This is a genomic window from Micromonospora sp. HB375, from assembly GCF_017872985.1.
Classification (GTDB): domain Bacteria; phylum Actinomycetota; class Actinomycetes; order Mycobacteriales; family Micromonosporaceae; genus Micromonospora; species Micromonospora chalcea.
On the sequence record NZ_JAGGJO010000001.1, the window covers coordinates 2625228 to 2646819 of the forward strand.

The 21592-nt window shown below is 73.3% G+C and carries 21 protein-coding genes; 18 read left to right on the forward strand and 3 right to left on the reverse strand.

What is annotated here, in order from left to right:
- Positions 1-119: 119 nt before the first annotated feature.
- Positions 120-908: a cytochrome c oxidase assembly protein gene (locus tag J3R08_RS12220; protein WP_209961162.1), complete on the reverse strand. Its 789-nt coding sequence runs from the start codon at positions 906-908 to the stop codon at positions 120-122.
- Positions 905-1447, reverse strand: coding sequence for a DUF2243 domain-containing protein (locus tag J3R08_RS12225; RefSeq protein ID WP_043324956.1), 543 nt, complete (start codon positions 1445-1447; stop codon positions 905-907). The genes J3R08_RS12220 and J3R08_RS12225 overlap by 4 nt, the downstream gene beginning before the upstream one ends.
- Positions 1448-1539: 92 nt before the next feature.
- Here J3R08_RS12225 and aroB point away from each other — a divergent pair, with 92 nt between their 5' ends.
- From aroB to nusB, 4 genes are read left to right on the forward strand one after another with little or no spacing between them, the layout of a single operon-like run.
- Positions 1540-2616: a 3-dehydroquinate synthase gene (aroB, locus tag J3R08_RS12230; protein ID WP_043324955.1), complete on the forward strand. Its 1077-nt coding sequence runs from the start codon at positions 1540-1542 to the stop codon at positions 2614-2616.
- A complete protein-coding gene (gene aroQ / locus J3R08_RS12235; RefSeq protein ID WP_043324954.1) occupies positions 2613-3062 on the forward strand; it encodes a type II 3-dehydroquinate dehydratase in 450 nt (149 codons plus the stop codon). The genes aroB and aroQ overlap by 4 nt, the downstream gene beginning before the upstream one ends.
- A 41-nt stretch (positions 3063-3103) precedes the next feature.
- Complete coding sequence (gene efp / locus J3R08_RS12240; protein WP_013285503.1) at positions 3104-3661, forward strand: elongation factor P; 558 nt, start codon at positions 3104-3106, stop codon at positions 3659-3661.
- 23 nt (positions 3662-3684) lie between these two features.
- Complete coding sequence (gene nusB / locus J3R08_RS12245; RefSeq protein WP_174534511.1) at positions 3685-4095, forward strand: transcription antitermination factor NusB; 411 nt, start codon at positions 3685-3687, stop codon at positions 4093-4095.
- A gap of 64 nt (positions 4096-4159) precedes the next feature.
- Here the strand turns inward: nusB and J3R08_RS12250 are convergent, their stop codons facing one another.
- Entirely contained in the window at positions 4160-4648 is a 489-nt protein-coding gene (locus tag J3R08_RS12250; protein ID WP_013285505.1) for a transcriptional regulator, read from the reverse strand.
- A 287-nt stretch (positions 4649-4935) separates the two neighbouring features.
- On the opposite strand from J3R08_RS12250, the gene pyrR reads away from it, so the two are divergent.
- From pyrR to J3R08_RS12320, 14 genes are all read left to right on the forward strand, one after another.
- A complete protein-coding gene (gene pyrR, locus J3R08_RS12255; RefSeq protein WP_043324953.1) occupies positions 4936-5520 on the forward strand; it encodes a bifunctional pyr operon transcriptional regulator/uracil phosphoribosyltransferase PyrR in 585 nt (194 codons plus the stop codon).
- Positions 5517-6443 carry an aspartate carbamoyltransferase catalytic subunit gene (locus J3R08_RS12260; RefSeq protein WP_030502502.1) on the forward strand — a complete coding sequence of 309 codons (927 nt, stop codon included), beginning with the start codon at positions 5517-5519 and terminating at the stop codon, positions 6441-6443. The genes pyrR and J3R08_RS12260 overlap by 4 nt, the downstream gene beginning before the upstream one ends.
- Positions 6440-7717, forward strand: coding sequence for a dihydroorotase (locus J3R08_RS12265; protein ID WP_113973141.1), 1278 nt, complete (start codon positions 6440-6442; stop codon positions 7715-7717). The genes J3R08_RS12260 and J3R08_RS12265 overlap by 4 nt, the downstream gene beginning before the upstream one ends.
- Positions 7714-8856, forward strand: coding sequence for a glutamine-hydrolyzing carbamoyl-phosphate synthase small subunit (carA, locus tag J3R08_RS12270; RefSeq protein ID WP_043324951.1), 1143 nt, complete (start codon positions 7714-7716; stop codon positions 8854-8856). The genes J3R08_RS12265 and carA overlap by 4 nt, the downstream gene beginning before the upstream one ends.
- Positions 8849-12196, forward strand: a complete 3348-nt coding sequence (gene carB / locus J3R08_RS12275) for a carbamoyl-phosphate synthase large subunit (protein ID WP_043324950.1) — start codon at positions 8849-8851, stop codon at positions 12194-12196. Before carA ends, carB begins: the two co-directional genes overlap by 8 nt.
- A 103-nt stretch (positions 12197-12299) precedes the next feature.
- On the forward strand, positions 12300-13313 hold the full coding sequence (locus J3R08_RS12280; protein WP_043324949.1) for a quinone-dependent dihydroorotate dehydrogenase: 1014 nt from the start codon (positions 12300-12302) through the stop codon (positions 13311-13313).
- Positions 13314-13445: 132 nt separating this feature from the next.
- Positions 13446-14720 carry an adenosylmethionine--8-amino-7-oxononanoate transaminase gene (locus J3R08_RS12285; protein ID WP_069087676.1) on the forward strand — a complete coding sequence of 425 codons (1275 nt, stop codon included), beginning with the start codon at positions 13446-13448 and terminating at the stop codon, positions 14718-14720.
- A gap of 87 nt (positions 14721-14807) precedes the next feature.
- Positions 14808-15647, forward strand: coding sequence for an orotidine-5'-phosphate decarboxylase (pyrF, locus tag J3R08_RS12290; RefSeq protein ID WP_043324947.1), 840 nt, complete (start codon positions 14808-14810; stop codon positions 15645-15647).
- A 175-nt stretch (positions 15648-15822) separates the two neighbouring features.
- On the forward strand, positions 15823-16140 hold the full coding sequence (mihF, locus tag J3R08_RS12295) for an integration host factor, actinobacterial type (RefSeq protein WP_013285515.1): 318 nt from the start codon (positions 15823-15825) through the stop codon (positions 16138-16140).
- A 25-nt stretch (positions 16141-16165) separates the two neighbouring features.
- On the forward strand, positions 16166-16717 hold the full coding sequence (locus J3R08_RS12300) for a guanylate kinase (RefSeq protein ID WP_064448505.1): 552 nt from the start codon (positions 16166-16168) through the stop codon (positions 16715-16717).
- 3 nt (positions 16718-16720) lie between these two features.
- Positions 16721-16987 carry a DNA-directed RNA polymerase subunit omega gene (gene rpoZ / locus J3R08_RS12305; RefSeq protein WP_013285517.1) on the forward strand — a complete coding sequence of 89 codons (267 nt, stop codon included), beginning with the start codon at positions 16721-16723 and terminating at the stop codon, positions 16985-16987.
- Between the two features lie 14 nt (positions 16988-17001).
- Complete coding sequence (gene coaBC, locus J3R08_RS12310) at positions 17002-18210, forward strand: bifunctional phosphopantothenoylcysteine decarboxylase/phosphopantothenate--cysteine ligase CoaBC (RefSeq protein ID WP_209961165.1); 1209 nt, start codon at positions 17002-17004, stop codon at positions 18208-18210.
- An 82-nt stretch (positions 18211-18292) separates the two neighbouring features.
- On the forward strand, positions 18293-19498 hold the full coding sequence (gene metK, locus J3R08_RS12315) for a methionine adenosyltransferase (protein ID WP_030502493.1): 1206 nt from the start codon (positions 18293-18295) through the stop codon (positions 19496-19498).
- Between the two features lie 59 nt (positions 19499-19557).
- Entirely contained in the window at positions 19558-21504 is a 1947-nt protein-coding gene (locus J3R08_RS12320; protein ID WP_209961166.1) for a primosomal protein N', read from the forward strand.
- Positions 21505-21592: the final 88 nt, after the last annotated feature.

Genomic DNA, 21592 nt, shown 5'->3' on the forward strand with positions numbered 1-21592 from the left:
GGGTGGAACGCCGTGGGTGTCTCCCGAGCGTTATGGCACCCGTGGCGTTCCAGCCGGCGTCGATGGCGTCGGTGGGTGGAACGCCATGGGTGCGTGGGAAACGTGTCGGGAGGGGCCGGTCAGGTATTTGCCGCAACGGCCCCGGCCGCCCTGCGGCGAGGGCTCCGCTCCGGTCGCCAGGTGGCGAGCAGCGCCAGCGCCAGCGCGATCTCGGCCAGGTCACCGAGGTAGTACATGAGCGTGGCGCCGGCCCGCAGCTCGGCGGCGGTCGCCGGCACGTCCACGAACAGCCCGGCGTAGAGCAGTTGGGCGATGGTGGCGTGCGCGGCCACCCCGAACCCGATCACCACCAGCCGCACCGGTACGCGCGGGCGGTGCGGGCCCGGGTCGGGACCGGCGATCGACCAGGCGAACAGGCAGCCGCTGAGCAGGAAGTGCACGTTCACCAGCGTGTGCAGGGCCGGGCTGTCCAGCGTGGCCCGGTACAGCGGGGTGAGGTAGAGCAGCCACAGCCCGCCCGCGGTGAGCAGCAGGCCGGTCACCGGGTGGCCGAGCACCCGTGCTGTCGGATGCCGCAGCAGATGGACCAGTGCCCGGCCGGTACGCCGGTCCAGCGTGCGCAGCAGCAGCGTGACCGGGGCGCCGAGCACCAGCGCCAGCGGCGCGAGCATGCCGATCAGCAGGTGCTGCCACATGTGCCCGACGAAGTCGCCGGCCGGCCACGCCAGCCCGCCCGCCAGCAGCAGCGCGCCCAGCCCGAAGCTCGCCGTCCGGGCGTGCGGCCAGCCGGGCCCGCCCGGGTCCCGCAGCCGCAGCGCGGCGGCCAGGTACGCCCAGAACAGCGCCGCCGGGATCAGCGCGATCGCCGGGAAGCCGCCGCCGGCGTGCCCGGCGTGAGCCAGGCTCACCGGCGCTCCGGCGCGCAGAGGTCCACCGCGCGGGCCCGGCGCTGGATCGTCCAGCCGACAGCGATCAGCACCACGCCGAGCGCGAGGAACCCGAGGTCCCACCAGAGCTGGTTCGGGCCGCCGCGGACGTGGTGGATGCCGAGCAGGTGGTGGTCGACGACGCCCTCGACCAGGTTGAACAGGCCCCAGCCGATCAGCGCCCAGCCCCACAGCATCGGCGAGCGCCACAGCCGGCCCCGCGAGTGTGTGACCCGGGAGTAGAGCAGGGCCAGGCCGGTCAGCACCGCCACCCAGGTGACCACGTGGAACAGGCCGTCCCAGAGCGTGTTCATCTGCAACCCGGGCACGGTGTCCACCGGGTACTCGCGGACGCCGATCCGGTCGCTGCCGGTGCTGCTGAGCATGTGGTGCCACTGCAGGACCTGGTGCAGGACGATGCCGTCGACGAAGCCGCCGAGCCCGACGCCGAGGATCGTGGCGGGCAGCCGGATGCTCGTCGCGGACTCCGGTCGGGTCGCGTGTGCCGTCGTCTCACTCATTCCGGCCGCCCTACCCGCGATGTGGCCGGACAAACACCCAGCCAGTGGACAACGGCCGCGCGGGGGCGGCGCGCTGGACTAGGCTGCCCGCGATGGACGAGGTGACCCGGATCCCGGTCGGCGGCGAGCGGCCGTACGACGTGCTGGTGGGACGTGACCTGCTGGACCCGCCGCCGGTGCTGCTGGCGGGCGCCGAGCGGGTGGCCTTCCTGCACGCGCCGCCGCTCAAGGCGCTCGCCGACCGGCTCGCCGACGCGGTCCGCGAGGGCGGCGTGACGCCGCTGCTGATCGAGGTGCCGGACGCCGAGGCGGGCAAGCACGTCGACGTGGCGGCGGCCTGCTGGGAGCGGCTCGGCGACGCCGGGTTCACCCGTACCGACGCGGTGGTCGGGGTGGGCGGCGGCGCGGTCACCGACCTGGCCGGTTTCGTCGCCGCGACCTGGCTGCGCGGCGTGCGCTGGGTGCCGGTCGCGACGTCGCTGCTCGGCATGGTCGACGCCGCGGTGGGCGGCAAGACCGGCATCAACACCGCCGCCGGCAAGAACCTGGTCGGCGCGTTCCACCCGCCGGCCGGCGTGCTGGCCGACCTGGCGACGCTGGACAGCCTGCCCCCGGCCGACCTGGCCGCCGGCATGGCCGAGGTGGTCAAGTGCGGGTTCATCGCCGACCCGGTCATCCTCGACCTGGTCGAGCGGGACCCGGCCGCCGCGCTCGACCCGGCCGGGCCGGTGCTGCGGGAACTGGTCGAGCGCGCGGTCCGCGTGAAGGCCGACGTGGTCGCCGGTGACCTGCGCGAATCCGGGGTACGCGAGGTGCTCAACTACGGGCACACCCTCGCCCACGCGATCGAGAAGGTGGAGGGGTACCGCTGGCGGCACGGTCACGCGGTGTCGGTCGGCCTGGTCTACGCGGCCACTCTCGCGCGGCTCGCCGGCCGGCTCGACGCGGCCGACGCCGAGCGGCATCGCCGGGTGCTGACCGCGCTCGACCTGCCCACCGGCTACCGGGCCGACGCCTGGCCGGAACTGCTGGCCGCGATGCGGGTGGACAAGAAGGCCCGGGGCAGCCGGCTGCGGTTCGTGGTGCTCGACGGGATCGCCCGCCCGGCGATCCTGGAGGCGCCGCCGGACGACCTGCTCGCCGCCGCGTACGCGGAGATCAGCTCATGAGGGTGTACGTGCTCAACGGGCCGAACCTGGGCCGGCTCGGCACCCGCCAGGTCGACGTGTACGGGGTGACCAGCTACGCCCAGCTGGTGGCCGACTGCGAGCGGCACGGCCGGGAGTTGGGGCTGGACGTGGTGGTCCGGCAGACCGACGCCGAGCACGAGATGCTGGCCTGGCTGCACGCGGCGGCCGACGAGGAGGCGGCGGTGGTGCTCAACCCGGCGGCCTGGACGCACTACTCGGTAGCGGTGCGGGACGCCTGCGCGATGCTGCGCGGCCCGCTGGTCGAGGTGCACATCTCCAACATCCACGCCCGGGAGGAGTTCCGGCGCCACTCGGTGGTCTCCGCGGTGGCGACCGGGGTGATCTGCGGGCTGGGCGTGGACGGCTACCGGCTGGCGCTGCAGCATCTGGCTCAGCGTGCGAGTCCGATTCGACAGGGCGAGTAGACTTGGACGGTCTGTCCGCCAATTGATGATCAAGGCAGGAAATGGCCACCACCAACGACCTGAAGAACGGCCTGGTACTCAACCTGGACGGCGAGCTGTGGGCCGTCGTCGAGTTCCAGCACGTCAAGCCCGGTAAGGGTGGTGCCTTCGTGCGCACCACGCTGAAGAACGTGCTGTCCGGCAAGGTGGTCGACAAGACCTTCAACGCGGGCACCAAGGTCGAGACCGCGACCGTGGACAAGCGCACCATGCAGTACCTGTACGCCGACGGCGAGGACTACGTCTTCATGGATCTGGAGACGTTCGACCAGATCACCGTCCCCGGCGGCACCGTCGGCGAGGCCGCCAACTACCTCCTCCCCGAGGCCGAGGCGACCGTCGCCACCCACGAGAGCGTGCCGCTGTACATCGAGCTGCCGACCTCGGTCGTGCTCGAGGTCACCTACACCGAGCCGGGCCTGCAGGGCGACCGGTCGACCGGCGGCAACAAGCCGGCCACCGTCGAGACCGGCGCCACAGTGCAGGTGCCGCTGTTCATCACCACCGGTGAGAAGATCAAGGTCGACACCCGCGACGGCCGTTACCTCGGCCGAGCCTGATGGCCGAGGGTCCCAAGCAGCAGATGCCCGCGCGTCGCAAGGCGCGCAAGCGGGCGCTGGACGTGCTCTTCGAGGCCGACCTGCGGGACCGCCCGCCGGTCGAGGTGCTCGCCGGCTACCTGGAGCGGATCGAGCAGCCGCGCCCCGACCACCTCGGCTACGCGGTCGGGCTGGTCGAGGGCGTGGCGGCGCACCTCGACCGGATCGACGAGACGATCGCCAGCTACGCCGAGGGGTGGACGCTGGACCGGATGCCGGTGGTCGACCGCAACCTGGCCCGGATCGCCGTGTACGAACTGCTCTACGTCGACGAGATCGACGACGCGGTGGCGATCAGCGAGGCGGTGGAGCTGGCCCGGCAGATGTCGACGGACGACTCGCCCCGGTTCCTCAACGGCATTCTCGGCCGGATCGCCGAGTACGCCAGCCGCTGAGCCCCGCGCTCCGACGACGAAAGGGCCCGTGCCGGACGGCACGGGCCCTTCTCGTACGCGGATGTCAGGACGCGAAGAACGCCCGCGGGTCGGCGACCAGCACGCCGTGCTCGGTCAGCCGCTCGATCAGCCCCGACGGTGAGGCGTCGTAGACGATCGCGAGGGCGCGCAGGTCGTCGGCGCGGATGGAGAGCACCCGGCCGTTGTAGTCGCCGCGCTGCTGCTGGATGGCGCGCGCGTAGCGGGCGACGTAGGCCAGGTCCTCGGAGGCCTCGTCGTAGAGCCGCTCCAGGTCCAGCACGATCTTGCTGGTGGGCTCGTGACGCACCCCGCTGCCGTCGGGCAGCAGCTCCGAGACGGGAACGCGGTAGAAGTCGGCCAGTTCCGCCAGGCGGGACACGGTGACGGCGCGGTCGCCGCGCTCGTACGAGCCGACCACCACGGCCTTCCACCGCCCGTTCGACTTCTCCTCCACCCCCTGCAGGGACAGGCCCTGCTGCTGGCGGATGGAGCGCAGGCGGGCGCCCAGCGACTTGGCGTATTCAGAGGGCATTCGGACACTCCCAGTGCTGCTCGGGGTTCTCCCAGCTATCGCTACGGAGCGTGACGGTACGGGGATTGCGACACGCGGTCAAGTGTTGCTGTCCACGACGTCTAGGACGCTCGTGTGGCTTGTCCCCATTTCTCCGGGCTGACCAGCAGGTCAGTACCGGCGGCGGGCGGCCCGGTGACCGCTGGTAACGTGGCGTGAAGCCCCGGTCCGGGCCCCGCGCGGGCCCCCGGAGCCGACCCAGACGTCCTTTAACGACCCGTCCCGTGAGGCGGGGAAGGAGGTCCGCCGTGGCCTACCCACCGGCTGCCCATTCGTCACCGCCGCGACAACCCTCGGTGAAGGTGATCCTCGCCGCTGCGGACGTGTCGCGGGTGGTCGACCGCATCGCCCACCAGATCCTGGAGAAGACCCAGGGCGCCGCCGACACCGTGCTGCTCGGCATCCCCACCCGCGGTGTGCCGCTGTCCCGCCGCCTCGCGGACCGGATCAGCACGTTCGAGGACGTCACCGTCCCGGTCGGCGTGCTCGACATCACGCTCTACCGCGACGACCTGCGCCGGCACGCCACCCGCGCGGTCGGCCCGACCGACCTGCCGTCCGGCGGGATCGACGGCAAGCGGGTGATCCTCGTCGACGACGTGCTGTTCTCCGGCCGCACCGTACGGGCCGCGCTCGACGCGCTCAGCGACGTCGGCCGCCCGGCCTCGGTGCAACTCGCCGTCCTGGTCGACCGCGGTCACCGTCAGCTCCCGATCCGCGCCGACTACGTCGGCAAGAACATCCCCACCGCGCTGGCCGAGAACGTGAAGGTCACCCTCGCCGAGACCGACGGCGCCGACGAGGTACGGCTGTACGGAGGCTCTCCCGCATGATCCGGCACCTGCTCTCCGGCGCCGACCTGGACGCCGCCACCGCCACCCTGGTCCTGGACACCGCCGCGGAGATGGCGACGGTGGCCGGGCGCGAGGTCAAGAAGCTGCCCGCGCTGCGCGGGCGCACCGTGGTGAACCTCTTCTACGAGGACTCCACCCGGACCCGGATCTCGTTCGAGGCGGCCGCCAAGCGGCTCAGCGCCGACGTGATCAACTTCTCTGCCAAGGGTTCCAGCGTGGCCAAGGGGGAGAGCCTGAAGGACACGGCTCTGACGCTCCAGGCGATGGGCGCGGACGCGGTGGTCGTCCGGCACCCCGCCTCGGGCGCGCCGCACCGGCTGGCCGAGTGGGTCGACGGGTCGGTGGTCAACGCCGGTGACGGCACCCACGAGCACCCCACCCAGGCGCTGCTCGACGCGTACACGATGCGGTCCCGGCTGGGCCGGCTCGACGGCCTGCACGTGGCGATCGTCGGCGACGTGCTGCACTCCCGGGTGGCCCGCTCCAACGTGCTGCTGCTGTCCACGCTCGGCGCGAAGGTCACCCTGATCGGCCCGCCCACGCTCATCCCGGTCGACATCGCCGCCGCCCTGGCCCCCGGCACCGACGTCTGTTACGACCTCGACGCCGTTCTCCCAGATGTGGACGTGGTGATGATGCTGCGGGTGCAGCGCGAACGGATGGGTGACTCCTACTTCCCGTCGGCCCGCGAGTACGCCCGCCGCTACGGGCTCGACGGGCCGCGCATGCGCCGGCTGCCCGAGCACGCGATCGTCATGCACCCCGGGCCGATGAACCGGGGGATGGAGATCACGCCCGAGGTGGCCGACTCGCCCCGCTCCACCATCGTCGAACAGGTCGCCAACGGGGTCTCCGTGCGGATGGCCGTGCTCTACCTGCTGCTCGGAGGGAACAACCGGTGACCGCGTACCTCATCACTAACGTCAGTGTGGTCGGCGGCGAGCCGACCGACCTGCTCATCCGCGACGGCGTGGTGGCCGCCGTCGGCGACGGACTCGCCGCCGACGACGCCACGGTCGTCGACGCGACCGGCCTGGTCGCGCTGCCCGGCCTGGTCGACCTGCACACCCACCTGCGCGAGCCCGGCCGGGAGGACGCCGAGACCGTCGAGTCCGGTTCCCGGGCCGCGGCGCTCGGCGGCTACACGGCGGTGTGCGCGATGGCGAACACCTCGCCGGTCGCCGACACCGCCGGCGTGGTCGAGCAGGTGTGGCGGCTCGGCCGGGAGGCCGGCCTGGTCGACGTGCAGCCGATCGGCGCGGTCACCGTCGGGCTGGCCGGCGAGCGCCTGGCCGAGCTGGGCGCGATGGCCGACTCCGCCGCCGGGGTGCGGATCTTCTCCGACGACGGGCACTGCGTGGCCGACCCGCGGCTGATGCGCCGGGCGCTGGAGTACGTCAAGGCGTTCGACGGCGTGATCGCCCAGCACGCCGAGGAGCCCCGGCTGACCGAGGGCGCGCAGATGCACGAGGGCGAGGTGTCCACCCGCCTCGGGCTGACCGGCTGGCCGGCCGTCGCCGAGGAGGCGATCATCGCCCGGGACGTGCTGCTGGCCGAGCACGTGGGCAGCCGCCTGCACGTCTGCCACGTCTCCACCGCCGGCAGCGTCGAGGTGCTGCGCCAGGCCAAGGCGCGCGGGGTACGGGTCACCGCCGAGGTGACGCCGCACCACCTGCTGCTGACCGACGCCAAGGCGGAGAGCTACGACCCGGTCTTCAAGGTCAACCCGCCGCTGCGCACCGCCGCGGACATCGCCGCGCTGCGGGAGGCGCTGGCCGAGGGCGTGATCGACATCATCGCCACCGACCACGCCCCGCACGCCGTGGAGGACAAGGAGTGCGAGTGGGCGTACGCCCGGCCGGGCATGCTCGGCCTGGAGACCGCCCTGTCCATCGCGCTCGACGTGTTCGGCCCCCGCTGGGACCTGATCGCCGAGCGGATGTCCCGCACGCCGGCCCGCATCGCCGGGCTGACCGGGCACGGCGTCGACCCGGCGCCCGGCGTGCCGGCCAACCTGACCCTTGTCGACCCCGCCGCCCGCCGCGTCATCGAACCGGCGGAGCTGGCCAGCCGTAGTCGTAACACCCCGTACGCCCGCATGACGCTGCCGGGTCGCATCGTGGCGACCTTCCTGCGCGGCGAGCCGACGGTCCTGGACGGAAAGGCAGTTAAGTGAAGAGACGTCCTGCGATTCTCGTCCTCGAGGACGGGCGCACGTTCCACGGCGAGGCGTACGGCAGCGTCGGGGAGACCTTCGGCGAGGCGGTCTTCAACACCGGCATGACCGGCTACCAGGAGACGCTCACCGACCCCTCGTACCACCGGCAGGTGGTGGTGCAGACCGCGCCGCACATCGGCAACACCGGCGTCAACGGTGAGGACGACGAGTCCGACCGGATCTGGGTGGCCGGGTACGTGGTGCGTGACCCGGCCCGGATCAGCTCCAACTGGCGCGCCGACGGCGGGCTGGAGGACCGGCTCGCCGCCGAGGGCGTCGTCGGCATCAGCGGGGTGGACACCCGGGCGCTGACCCGGCACCTGCGCGAGCGCGGCGCGATGCGGGTCGGCATCTCCAGCGTCGAGGACGACCCGGCCGCGCTGCTGGAGCGGGTGCGCCGTTCGCCGCAGATGGTCGGCGCGAACCTGTCCGACGAGGTGACCACCGCCAAGCCGTACGTGGTCGAGGCGGAGGGCGAGCACCGGTTCACGGTGGCCGCGGTGGACCTGGGCATCAAGCGCAACGTGCCGCGCCGGCTCGCCGCCCGCGGCGTCACCACCCACGTGCTGCCCGCCGGGTCGACGATCGAGGACCTGCTCGCCACCGGCGCGGACGCGGTCTTCTTCTCGCCCGGCCCGGGCGACCCGGCGACCGCCGACGGTCCGGTGGCGCTGGCCCGGGAGGTGCTGGCCCGGCGGATCCCGCTGTTCGGCATCTGCTTCGGCAGCCAGATCCTCGGCCGGGCGCTCGGCTTCGGCACCTACAAGCTGGGGTACGGCCACCGCGGCATCAACCAGCCGGTGCTCGACCGGGCCACCGGCAAGGTCGAGGTGACCAGCCACAACCACGGCTTCGCGGTGCAGGTGCCGGGCGCCGGGGCTGGCGCGGTGGTGCCGGATCAGGTGATCCAGACCGAGTTCGGCGGTGTCCAGGTGTCACACGTCTGCCTCAATGACAACGTGGTCGAGGGGCTGCGGGGCGTCGACATCCCCGCTTTCACCGTCCAGTACCACCCGGAGGCGGCGGCCGGCCCGCACGACGCGGACTACCTCTTCGACCGTTTCGCAGAGCTGATCGAGGGGCGCAAGAATGCCTAAGCGGACCGACCTCAAGCACGTCCTGGTGATCGGCTCCGGGCCGATCGTGATCGGACAGGCCTGCGAGTTCGACTACTCCGGCACCCAGGCCTGCCGGGTGCTGCGCAGCGAGGGGATCCGGGTCAGCCTGGTCAACTCCAACCCGGCGACGATCATGACCGACCCGGAGTTCGCCGACGCCACGTACGTCGAGCCGATCACCCCGGAGTTCGTCGAGCTGGTCATCGCCAAGGAGCGCCCCGACGCGCTGCTGCCGACGCTGGGCGGGCAGACCGCGCTGAACACCGCCGTCGCGCTGCACGAGGCCGGCGTGCTGGAGAAGTACGGCGTCGAGCTGATCGGCGCGAACATCGAGGCGATCAACCGGGGCGAGGACCGGCAGCTGTTCAAGGAGATCGTCGCGAAGGCCGGCGTACGGCTGGGCCTGGAGGATCCGTCCGCGCTGGTGCCGCGCTCGCGGGTCTGCCACTCGATGGACGAGGTCCGCGAGACGGTCGCCGAGCTGGGCCTGCCGGTGGTCATCCGGCCGTCGTTCACGATGGGCGGCCTCGGTTCCGGCATGGCGCACACCGACGAGGACCTGGAGCGCATCGCCGGCTCGGGCCTCGCGGCCAGCCCGGTGCACGAGGTGCTCATCGAGGAGAGCGTGCTCGGCTGGAAGGAGTACGAGCTCGAACTGATGCGCGACCGCCACGACAACGTGGTGGTGGTCTGCTCGATCGAGAACGTCGACCCGATGGGCGTGCACACCGGCGACAGCGTCACCGTCGCGCCGTCGATGACGCTCACCGACCGGGAGTACCAGCGGCTGCGTGACCTCGGCATCGCGGTGCTGCGCGAGGTCGGGGTGGACACCGGCGGCTGCAACATCCAGTTCGCGGTCAACCCGGCCGACGGCCGGATCGTCGTGATCGAGATGAACCCCCGGGTGTCGCGTTCCTCGGCGCTGGCGTCGAAGGCCACCGGCTTCCCGATCGCGAAGATCGCCGCGAAGCTGGCCATCGGCTACACGCTGGACGAGATCCCGAACGACATCACGCTCAAGACGCCTGCGGCGTTCGAGCCGACGCTCGACTACGTGGTGGTGAAGATCCCCCGGTTCGCGTTCGAGAAGTTCCCCGGCGCCGACCCGGAGCTGACCACCACCATGAAGTCGGTGGGCGAGGCGATGAGCCTGGGCCGCAACTTCACCGAGGCGCTGAACAAGGCGATGCGCTCGATGGAAACCAAGGCGTCGGGCTTCTGGACCACTCCGGACCCGGACGGCGCCACGTTGGAGAACACCCTCGCGGCGCTGCGGACGCCGCACGACGGCCGGCTCTACACCGTCGAGCGGGCGCTGCGCCTGGGCGCGTCGATCGCCGAGGTGTCCGAGGCGTCCGGCGGCATGGACCCGTGGTTCCTGGACCAGATCGCCTCGCTGGTCGAGCTGCGCGCCGAGATCGTGGCCGCGCCGGTGCTCGACGCCGGTCTGCTGCGCCGGGCCAAGCGCGCCGGCCTGTCCGACCGGCAACTCGCCGCGCTGCGTCCCGAGCTGGCCGCCGAGGACGGCGTCCGCACGCTGCGCCACCGGCTCGGCGTACGGCCGGTCTACAAGACGGTGGACACCTGCGCGGCCGAGTTCGAGGCGACCACGCCGTACCACTACTCGACCTACGACTCGGAGACCGAGGTGGCGCCCTCGGCGCGGCCGAAGGTGCTGATCCTGGGCTCCGGGCCGAACCGGATCGGTCAGGGCATCGAGTTCGACTACTCGTGCGTGCACGCGGTCCAGGCGCTCCGGGCCGTGGACTACGAGACGGTGATGGTCAACTGCAACCCGGAGACCGTCTCCACCGACTACGACACCGCCGACCGGCTCTACTTCGAGCCGCTGACGTTCGAGGACGTGCTGGAGGTCTGGCACGCCGAGGACTCCTCCGGCAAGGCCGCCGGCGGCCCCGGCGTGATCGGGGTGATCGTCCAGCTCGGCGGGCAGACGCCGCTCGGCCTGGCCCAGCGGCTCAAGAACGCCGGGGTGCCGATCGTCGGGACCTCCCCGGAGTCGATCCACCTGGCCGAGGAGCGCGGCGCGTTCGGCGCGGTGCTGTCCCGGGCCGGGCTGCGCGCGCCCGCGCACGGCATGGCCACCTCGTACGACGAGGCGAAGGCGATCGCCGACGAGATCGGGTACCCGGTGCTGGTCCGTCCTTCGTACGTGCTCGGCGGGCGCGGCATGGAGATCGTGTACGACGACGCTACGCTGCGCGACTACATCGGCCGGGCCACCGCCATCTCGCCGGACCGCCCGGTGCTGGTGGACCGGTTCCTGGACGACGCCATCGAGATCGACGTGGACGCGCTCGTGGACGCCGACGGCGACGTCTACCTGGGCGGCGTGATGGAGCACATCGAGGAGGCCGGCATCCACTCCGGCGACTCGTCCTGCGCGCTGCCGCCGATCACCCTGGCCGGCTCGCACCTGGCCCAGGTGCGCCGTTACACCGAGGAGATCGCCCGCGGCGTCGGGGTGCGCGGCCTGCTCAACGTCCAGTACGCGCTGCAGGGCGACATGCTCTACGTGCTGGAGGCCAACCCGCGTGCCTCCCGTACTGTGCCGTTCGTCTCGAAGGCCACGGCGGTGCCGCTGGCCAAGGCGGCGGCCCGGATCGCGCTCGGCGCCACCATCGCGCAGCTGCGCGACGAGGGGATGCTGCCGCCCACCGGCGACGGCGGCACCATGCCGGCCGACGCGCCGATCGCGGTCAAGGAGGCGGTGCTGCCGTTCAAGCGGTTCCGCACCCCCTCCGGCAAGGGCATCGACGTGCTGCTCGGCCCGGAGATGAAGTCCACCGGCGAGGTGATGGGCATCGACACCGGCTTCGGGCAGGCGTTCGCCAAGTCGCAGGCTGCCGCGTACGGGTCGCTGCCCACCGCCGGGAAGATCTTCGTCTCGGTCGCCAACCGGGACAAGCGCGGCATGATCTTCCCGATCAAGCGCCTGGCCGACCTGGGCTTCGAGATCGTGGCCACCACCGGCACGGCCGAGGTGCTGCGCCGGCACGGCATCGCCTGCGAGCAGATCCGCAAGCACTACGAGTCGGGTGAGGGTGCGGACGCGGTCTCGCTGATCCTCGGCGGGGACGTGGCGCTGGTGGTGAACACGCCGCAGGGCTCCGGCGCGAGCGCCCGCTCGGACGGGTACGAGATCCGCAGCGCCGCGGTGAGCGTCGACATCCCCTGCGTGACAACGGTCCCCGGCGCCGCAGCCGCGGTCATGGGCATCGAGGCCCGCATCCGGGGCGACCTGAAGGTCCGCCCCCTGCAGGACCTGCACGCCGCCCTCCGGGCGGGCGAGTGACCCCGCGCCTGACCGCGCCGATCATGAGGTTGGCGGCGATGTGGATCTCCAAATCCGCCGTCAACCTCATGATCAACGGGGAGAGCGGGCGGGGGGCCGGGGCGTGATCTTCGAGAAGGTGGTGCGGCCCCGGCTGTTCTCGCTCGCGGGCGGGGACGCCGAGGGGGCGCACGAGTGGACCCTGGAACGGCTCGCGGCGGTGTCGCGGCAGCCGGCCGTTCTCGCGGCGCTGCGACGGGCGTACTTCCGGTCCGCGCCGCGCACCGTGTTCGGGGTGCGCTTCCCCAACCCGGTCGGGCTGGCCGCCGGGATGGACAAGAACGGACTCGCGTTGCCCGCCTGGCCAGCGCTCGGCTTCGGCTTCGTCGAGGTCGGCACCGTGACCGCGCACGCCCAGCCGGGCAATCCCCGGCCCCGGCTGTTCCGGCTGCGCGACAGCGAAGCGGTGATCAACCGGATGGGCTTCAACAACGCGGGCGCGGCGGCCCTCGCCGACCGGCTGGCGGCGTTGCCGCGCCCGCTCGGCGTACCGCTGGGCATCTCGCTCGGCAAGTCCAAGGTGACCCCGTTGGATCAGGCGGTCGAGGACTATCTCGACTCCTACCGGGCGCTCAAGGGACACGGTGACTACTTCGCCGTGAACGTGTCCTCACCGAACACCCCGGGGCTGCGCTCGCTTCAGGACCGGTCCCACCTGGACGCGCTGCTGGCCGCGCTGGTGGGGGAGAAGCCGGTGCTGGTGAAGATCGCCCCGGACCTCACCGAGCCGGCCGTGGCCGAGCTGCTGGAGGTCTGCCTCGACCGGGGCGCCGCCGGGGTCATCGCCACCAACACCACGCTCGCCCGGGACGGGCTGGCCCCGGCCGACCGGGCGCGCGGCGCGGAGACGGGCGGCCTGTCCGGCCGGCCGCTGACCGTACGGGCCCGGGAGATGGTCGCCTTCGTGCACCGGGAGACCGGCGGGCGGCTGCCGGTGATCGGCGTCGGCGGCATCCTCGACCCGGACGACGCGACGCGCATGTTCGACGCCGGCGCGTCCCTGGTCCAGCTCTACACCGGCTTCATCTACCGCGGCCCCGCCCTGACGAGAGCCATAACCCGGACCACCCACCCCTGACCCACCCCTCTCTTCCCCGCGATCTTGCACTCGCGGCCCCGGCACACCCCCTCATTCCGGGCGCGGCAGGGGCAGCAACCGCAAGATCGCGGGGGAAGAGAGGGGGCGGCGGGGAGGGGTGAAGGAGGAGACGTGACGCCTGAGGAGATTCTGGACGCGGACCGGCGGCACGTGTGGCATCCGTACGCCGCGATGCCCTCCGCCGGCGCGCCGTACGTCGTGGACAGCGCGCAAGGGGTGCGGCTGCGGCTGGCGGACGGGCGGGAGCTGGTCGACGGCATGTCGTCGTGGTGGGCGGCGATCCACGGCTACCGGCACCCGGCGCTCGACGCCGCGGTGACCGGCCAGCTCGGGCGGATGAGCCACGTGATGTTCGGCGGGCTCACCCACGAGCCGGCGGTACGCCTGGCGCGCACGCTCGTCGAGCTGACCCCGGACGGCCTGGAACACGTCTTCCTGGCCGACTCCGGCTCGGTGAGCGTCGAGGTCGCGGTGAAGATGTGCCTGCAGTACCAGCGGGCGCGGGGACGCCCGCAGCGCCGCCGGCTGGGCACCTGGCGGGGCGGCTACCACGGTGACACGTTCCATCCGATGAGCGTCTGCGACCCGGAGGGCGGCATGCACCACCTCTGGGGCGACGTGCTGCCCCGGCAGGTGTTCGCGCCGGCGCCGCCGTCCGGCTTCGACGCGCCGCCCGACCCGGCGTACGAGGCGGCTCTGGTGGACGCCGTGGAGCGGCACGCCGACGAGCTGGCCGCGGTGATCGTCGAGCCGGTGGTCCAGGGCGCCGGCGGGATGCGGTTCCACCACCCGCACTATCTGCGCGTGCTGCGCGAGGTGACCCGGAAGCACGGCATCCTGCTGGTCTTCGACGAGATCGCCACCGGCTTCGGCCGGACCGGGAAGATGTTCGCCGCCGAGCACGCCGGGGTGGCCCCGGACGTGCTCTGCGTCGGCAAGGCGCTCACCGGCGGGTACCTGACGCTGGCCGCGGCGCTCTGCACGCCCGAGGTGGCGCGGGCGATCTCCGCCGACGGGGTGCTGGCGCACGGACCGACGTTCATGGGCAACCCGCTCGCCTGCGCGGTCGCCAACGCCTCCCTGGAGCTTCTGCGGGCCGGGGACTGGGCCGGCCGGGTGGCGGGGATCGCCGAGGGCCTGCGGGCCGGCCTGGCGCCGTTGCGCGGCGCGCCCGGCGTGGCCGACGTACGGGTGCTCGGCGCGATCGGGGTGGTGCAGCTCGACCACGAGGTGGACCTGCCCCGGGCGACCGCCGCCGCGGTGGCGCAGGGGGTGTGGCTGCGCCCGTTCCGGGATCTCGTCTACACCATGCCGCCGTACGTCTGCGACGCCGCGGACGTGGCGCGGATCGCGGCCGGGGTGGCCGCGGCGGTGAAGGCCGGCTGAGCCCGGCCGAGTTCGACAGGGCGCGACGGGAAGGCCGTCGCCGGACACGCCCAGGCGGCCCGGGGCCGCGGGGAGAGGAGAGACGCGATGGAGACGTTCGGCGCCCGACTGCACCGGGCCGTGGCGGAGCGAGGGCCGCTGTGCGTGGGGATCGATCCGCACCCCGGGTTGCTGGCCGACTGGGGGCTGACCGACGACGTCGACGGACTCGACCGGTTCTGCCGCACCGTGGTGGAGGCGATCGGGGACCGGGTGGCCGTGGTCAAGCCGCAGTCGGCGTTCTTCGAGCGCTTCGGCTCGCGCGGCGTCGGGGTGCTTGAGTCAACTATCCGACAGTTGCGAGATCTGGGAGCGCTCGTTCTGCTTGACGTGAAGCGCGGCGACATCGGCTCGACGGTGGCCGCGTACGCGTCGGCGTACCTCGATCCATCCAGCCCGATGTATGTCGATGCGGTGACCGCGAGCCCCTACCTGGGAGTAGGTTCACTCGCGCCGATGTTCTCCACCGCAGCCGAGCACGGTGGCGGGGTCTTCGTCCTGGCCCTCACCTCGAACCCGGAGGGCGCCTCCGTGCAGCGTGCCGTCGGGGCCGACGGGCGCACCGTCGCGCAGACCGTGATCGACGAGATTTCCCAGCTCAACCGGGGTGCGGAGCCGCTCGGAAGCTTCGGTTTGGTGGTCGGCGCGACGGTCGGCGAGACCGGTCACGACCTCGGCTCGGTGAACGGTCCGCTGCTCGCTCCGGGCCTGGGCGCGCAGGGCGGCACGCCCGCCGGGTTGCGCACCGTCTTCGGCGCCGCGCTGCCGTCGGTGCTCCCGTCGTACTCCCGGGAGGTGCTCGGCGCGGGACCGGACCCGGACGCTCTGCGCGCCGCCGCCGAGCGGGCGCTGGCCGAGTGCCGGAGTGCCCTGGACGCCGTAGGCTGACTGACGGCTCGGTCACTTTCCGTTGATCATCGCGCGCCCACGTTGCCGAAATCTCCGTTGACCGCTAGTTTTCCCCGCGCTGGGAACCACGGACCCCTTTGGTTGCCAGCGACACCACGTTTCACAGATGCGGTGGGGCGCTCCGCCCGCCGTACTAGGGACCTGAGGAGAACTGGTGCCGCTCCCGTCACTGACCCCCGAACAGCGCGCTGCCGCGCTGGAGAAGGCCGCGGAGATCCGCAAGGCCCGCGCTGAGCTGAAGGAGCAGCTCAAGCAGGGCAAGACCACCCTCGCCACCGTCCTCGAGCGGGCCGAGTCCGACGACGTCGTGGGCAAGCTGAAGGTTTCGGCCGTGCTCCAGGCGATGCCGGGCATCGGCAAGATCCGGGCCACCCAGATCATGGAGAAGCTCAAGATCGCGGACAGCCGTCGCCTGCGCGGCCTCGGCGAGCAGCAGCGCAAGGCTCTGCTCGGGGAGTTCGCCGCGAACTGAACGGCCCGCCGTGTAGAAACAAGCGGTGAGCACGGATGACGAGGCGCGCTCGGCGGCTCGGCTCACTGTCCTGTCCGGTCCCTCCGGGGCCGGCCGGAGCAGTGTGGTCGAGGCGGTCCGGGCGCGCCTTGCGTCTGTCTGGGTGCCGGTGGTCGCCACCACCCGGCCGCCGCGCCCCGACGAGCGGGACGGCGTGGACCGCGTCTTCCTCGACGCGCCCGCCTTCGACCAGCTGATCGCCGCCGGGGAACTGCTGGAGTGGTGCCGGATCGGGCCGTACCGCCGGGGGGTGCCCCGGGCCGAGGTACGGGCGCGGCTCGCCGCGGGCCGGCCGGTGCTGCTGCCGCTGGACCTGGGTGGCGCGCTCGCGGTACGGGCGGCGGCGCCCGGCGCCCGGCTGGTGCTGCTCGCGCCGCCGGCGTACCGGGCCGACCCGGACGTCGCGGCCCTCTTCGCCCACGCCGTGGCACACGACCACACCGAGCGCGCCGCGGCGGAGCTGGTAGGATTGCTCGGTTCGTCCTTCCTGGCTCCGGCCCGACCGCCCGCGGGCGGCGCACGAGACGCAGAGGTATAATTCGTGGGATCCATCGCCACCAACCCCGAGGGCATCACCAACCCGCCGATCGACGAGCTGCTCGAGAAGACCACCTCGAAGTACGCGCTGGTCATCTTCGCCGCCAAGCGCGCCCGTCAGGTCAACGCCTACTACAGCCAGCTCGGTGAGGGCCTGCTGGAGTACGTCGGCCCGCTGGTGGAGACCACCCCGCAGGAGAAGCCGCTCTCCATCGCCATGCGCGAGATCAACGCGGGCCTGCTCACCGCTGAGCCGACCGACCAGCCGTAACCGCGCCCGCGCCGATGCCCGCCGAGATCGTCCTCGGGGTCGGCGGCGGCATCGCCGCCTACAAGGCGTGTGAGCTGCTCCGGCTCTTCACCGAGTCGGGTCACCGGGTCCGGGTGGTGCCGACCGCCTCGGCGCTCCGTTTCGTCGGGGCGCCGACCTGGGCGGCCCTGTCCGGCCAGCCGGTGGCCGACGACGTCTGGTCCGACGTGCACGAGGTGCCGCACGTGCGGCTCGGGCAGCACGCCGACCTGGTCGTGGTCGCCCCGGCCACCGCTGACCTGCTCGCCAAGGCCGCCCACGGCCTCGCCGACGACCTGCTCACAAACACGCTGCTGACCGCGCGCTGCCCGGTGCTGCTGGCGCCGGCCATGCACACCGAGATGTGGGAGCACCCGGCGACCGTGGCGAACGTGGCCACGCTGCGCTCGCGCGGCGTCCGGGTGATCGAGCCGGCCGTGGGGCGGCTCACCGGGCGGGACACCGGCAAGGGCCGGCTGCCCGACCCGGCGGAGATCTTCGCGGTGGCCCGCCGGGCCCTGGCCCGCGGCGTCGAGGCCGAGGCCGACCTGGCCGGCCGGCACGTGGTGGTCACCGCCGGGGGCACCCGCGAGCCGCTGGACCCGGTCCGGTTCCTGGGCAACCGGTCCTCCGGCAAGCAGGGGTACGCGTTCGCCCGCGCCGCCGTGGCCCGGGGCGCCCGGGTGACGCTGGTCGCGGCGAACGTGGCGCTGGCCGACCCGGCCGGGGTGGACCTGGTCCGGGTGGGCACCACCGAGGAGCTGCGCACGGCGACGCTGGCGGCGGCCGTCGACGCGGACGCCGTGGTGATGGCCGCCGCGCCCGCCGACTTCCGGCCGGCCAGCTACGCCACCGGGAAGATCAAGAAGTCGGACGACGGTGTCGCGCCGACCATCGAGCTGGTCACCAACCCGGACATCGCCGCCGAGCTGGGTCGCGTCCGCCGCCCCGGCCAGGTGCTGGTGATCTTCGCCGCGGAGACCGACGACGCGGAGGCCAACGGCCGGGCCAAACTGGCCCGCAAGGGAGCCGACATGATCGTCGTCAACGAGGTCGGCGTGGACAAGGTCTTCGGCGCCGACACCAACGCGGCCACCGTGATCGGCGCCGACGGCGCCGTGCACCGGCTGGCCGAGCAGCCCAAGGAGGCCCTGGCCGACGCCGTCTGGGACCTCGTCTGTCCGCGGTTGCCGTCACGTTCCTGACGGTTGGTCGGCCCGCGTTCAGGGGGTCGCGGCGGAACGAGGATGGCTAAACTGCCGCCGAGCGACCTTTAAAAGTCTTCACATGCTTAGGAGTGCCGTGACACGTCTCTTCACGTCCGAATCGGTCACGGAGGGCCACCCGGACAAGATCGCCGACCAGATCAGTGACGGCATTCTCGACGCGCTGCTCGCCCAGGACCCGCACAGCCGGGTCGCGGTGGAGACGCTGATCACCACCGGTCAGGTGCACGTGGCCGGTGAGGTGACCACGAAGGCGTACGCCGACATCCCCACCATCGTCCGGGAGACCATCCTCGGCATCGGCTACGACTCGTCGAAGAAGGGCTTCGACGGCGCGTCCTGCGGCGTCAGCGTGTCCATCGGCGCCCAGTCGCCGGACATCGCCCAGGGCGTCGACAACGCCTTCGAGCTGCGTACCGGCGGATCGGAGAGCGCGCTGGACGCGCAGGGCGCCGGTGACCAGGGCATGATGTTCGGCTTCGCCTGCTCCGAGACGCCCGAGCTGATGCCGCTGCCGATCGCGCTGGCGCACCGGCTGGCGCGCCGGCTCGCCACGGTCCGCAAGGACGGCACCATCCCCTACCTGCGGCCGGACGGCAAGACCCAGGTGACCATCGAGTACGACGGGCTGCGCCCGGTCCGGCTCAACACCGTCGTCGTGTCCAGCCAGCACGCGGCCGACATCTCGCTGGAGTCGCTGCTCACCCCGGACATCCGGGACCACGTCATCACCCCGGAGCTGGAGGGCCTCGGCCTGGAGACCGAGGGCTACCGGCTGCTGGTCAACCCGACCGGGCGCTTTGAGATCGGCGGCCCGATGGGTGACGCCGGCCTGACCGGCCGGAAGATCATCGTGGACACCTACGGCGGGTACGCGCGCCACGGCGGCGGCGCGTTCTCCGGCAAGGACCCCTCGAAGGTCGACCGCTCTGCCGCGTACGCGATGCGCTGGGTGGCCAAGAACGTGGTCGCCGCCGGGCTGGCCGAGCGGTGCGAGGCCCAGGTCGCGTACGCGATCGGCAAGGCCCACCCGGTGAGCCTGTTCATCGAGACGTTCGGCACCGAGACGGTGCCGGTCGCCTCGATCGAGAAGGCCGTCGCCGAGGTGTTCGACCTGCGCCCGGCCGCCATCATCCGGGACCTGCACCTGCTCCGCCCGATCTACCAGCAGACCGCCGCGTACGGCCACTTCGGCCGGGAGCTGCCGGACCTGACCTGGGAGGGCACCGACCGGGCCGCCGACCTCAAGTCGGCCGCGGGAGCCTGACCGCCGCCACGCGCCGCGACCGGCGACCCGCGCAGGGGTCGCCGGTCGCGCGCGTCTGCGTGGACGTGCCCCTGCCGCACCTGGACCGCCCGTTCGACTACCTGGTGCCGGCGGCGCTCGACGCCGAGGCGCAACCGGGGGTACGGGTGAAGGTGCGCTTCGCCGGGCAGCTGGTCGACGGCTGGCTGCTGGAGCGCGCCGAGTCCTCCGCGCACCCGAAACTGGCGTACCTGGAGAAGGTCGTCTCGCCGGTGCCGGTGCTCTCCCCGGAGGTGGCCCGGCTGGCCCGCGCGGTCGCCGACCGGTACGCGGGCAGCCTCGCCGACGTGCTGAGGCTGGCGGTGCCGCCCCGGCACGCCCGCGCCGAGAAGGCCGTCACCGCCGACGCGGACGCGCCCGCCGACCCCGACGCGCCCGCGGACGCGGACGCCAGGCCGGGTGGCCGGGCGGAGGTGGACCCGCGCGGCTGGCGGGACTACCCGGCCGGGCCGGCGCTGCTGCGGGCGCTCACCGACGGCCGGCCCGCCCGCGCGGTCTGGTCGGCGCTGCCGGGGGAGGACTGGGCCGGCCGGTACGCCGACGCAGTGGCCGCCACCGTGGCCGGTGGCCGGGGCGCAGTGGTCGTGGTGGCCGACGCCCGTGACCTGGACCGGCTCGACGCCGCCCTGACCGCCGTGCTCGGCGCGGGGCGGCACGTGCGCCTCACCGCCGCCGACGGCCCGGCCCGCCGCTACCGGGCGTTCCTGGCGGCCCGGCGCGGCGACGTGGCAGTGGTGATCGGCACCCGGGCGGCCATGTTCGCCCCGGTGGAGCGGCTCGGCCTGGTGGCGATCTGGGACGACGGCGACGACCTGCACGCCGAGCCCCGCGCGCCCTACCCGCACGCCCGGGACGTGCTGCTCACCCGGGCGCAGCTCGGCGACGCCGCCGCCCTGGTCGGCGGGTACGCCCGCAGCGCCGAGGCGCAGCTGCTGGTGGAGACGTCCTGGGCCCGGGAGGTGGTGGCCGACCGGGCGGTGGTGCGCGCGCGTACCCCGGCCATGGCGCCCACCGGCGACGACCCGCAACTGGCCCGCGATCCCGGCGCGGCCTCGGCGCGGCTGCCGAGCCTGGCCTGGACCAGCGCCCGGGACGCGCTGCGCGCGGACCTGCCGGTGCTGGTGCAGGTGCCGCGCCGGGGTTACGTGCCGTCGGTGGCCTGCGCCGACTGCCGGACCCCGGCCCGCTGCCCGCACTGCGCCGGGCCGCTCGCGCTGCCCTCGGCGCAGGGCACGCCCGCCTGCCGCTGGTGCGGCCGGGTGGCCGCCGCGTACGCCTGCCCGGAGTGCGGTGGGCGGCGGCTGCGCGCCTCGGTCACCGGCGCCCGGCGCACGGCCGAGGAGCTGGGCCGGGCGTTCCCGGGCGTGCCGGTGCGGACCTCGGGGCGGGAGGAGGTGCTCGCCACGGTGCCGGGCGGGGCCGGGCTGGTGATCGCCACGCCGGGCGCCGAGCCGGTGGCCGACGGCGGCTACGGCGCGGTGTTGCTGCTCGACTCGTGGGCGCTGCTGACCCGGGCCGACCTGCGGGCCGGTGAGGAGGCGCTGCGGCGGTGGATGGCCGCCGCCGCGCTGGCCCGGCCCGGTACGGCCGGCGGGCGGGTGGTGGTGGTCGCGGACGGCGCGCTCGCGCCGGTGCAGGCGTTGCTGCGCTGGGACTCCGCCTGGTTCGCCGCCCGCGAGCTGGCCGAGCGGCGCGAGCTGGGCTTCCCCCCGGCGGTGCGGATGGCGAGCGTCACCGGCGTCGCCGAGGCGGTCAGTGACCTGCTGGACGGCGCCCGGCTGCCGGACGGCGCCGAGGTGCTGGGGCCGGTGCCGGCCGACGAGGGCCGGGAGCGGATGCTCGTGCGGGTGCCCCGGTCCCGGGCCGCCGCGCTGGCCGAGGCGCTGCACGCCGCCGCCGGCCAGCGCAGCGCCCGCAAGGCGGCCGATCCGGTACGCCTGCAGGTCGATCCGCTCGTGCTGTTCTGACCGGCCGCCGCCGCGTGACACTGCGCACGCGGCCCCTCGCGCACGGTCGTGAGCTGGGGTTTGCCGCACACCTGGTCCGGCAATTGGG

What these genes read in the sequence shown, in the direction of transcription:
- J3R08_RS12250 (WP_013285505.1), bottom strand. Translation starts at nt 4,648, where the DNA reads ATGCCCTCTGAATACGCCAAGTCGCTGGGCGCCCGCCTGCGCTCCATC.
- J3R08_RS12260 (WP_030502502.1), top strand. Translation starts at nt 5,517, where the DNA reads ATGATCCGGCACCTGCTCTCCGGCGCCGACCTGGACGCCGCCACCGCC.
- efp (WP_013285503.1), top strand. Translation starts at nt 3,104, where the DNA reads ATGGCCACCACCAACGACCTGAAGAACGGCCTGGTACTCAACCTGGAC.
- nusB (WP_174534511.1), top strand. Translation starts at nt 3,685, where the DNA reads ATGCCCGCGCGTCGCAAGGCGCGCAAGCGGGCGCTGGACGTGCTCTTC.
- aroQ (WP_043324954.1), top strand. Translation starts at nt 2,613, where the DNA reads ATGAGGGTGTACGTGCTCAACGGGCCGAACCTGGGCCGGCTCGGCACC.
- J3R08_RS12225 (WP_043324956.1), bottom strand. Translation starts at nt 1,447, where the DNA reads ATGAGTGAGACGACGGCACACGCGACCCGACCGGAGTCCGCGACGAGC.
- metK (WP_030502493.1), top strand. Translation starts at nt 18,293, where the DNA reads ATGCTTAGGAGTGCCGTGACACGTCTCTTCACGTCCGAATCGGTCACG.
- pyrF (WP_043324947.1), top strand. Translation starts at nt 14,808, where the DNA reads ATGGAGACGTTCGGCGCCCGACTGCACCGGGCCGTGGCGGAGCGAGGG.
- coaBC (WP_209961165.1), top strand. Translation starts at nt 17,002, where the DNA reads ATGCCCGCCGAGATCGTCCTCGGGGTCGGCGGCGGCATCGCCGCCTAC.
- aroB (WP_043324955.1), top strand. Translation starts at nt 1,540, where the DNA reads ATGGACGAGGTGACCCGGATCCCGGTCGGCGGCGAGCGGCCGTACGAC.
- carB (WP_043324950.1), top strand. Translation starts at nt 8,849, where the DNA reads ATGCCTAAGCGGACCGACCTCAAGCACGTCCTGGTGATCGGCTCCGGG.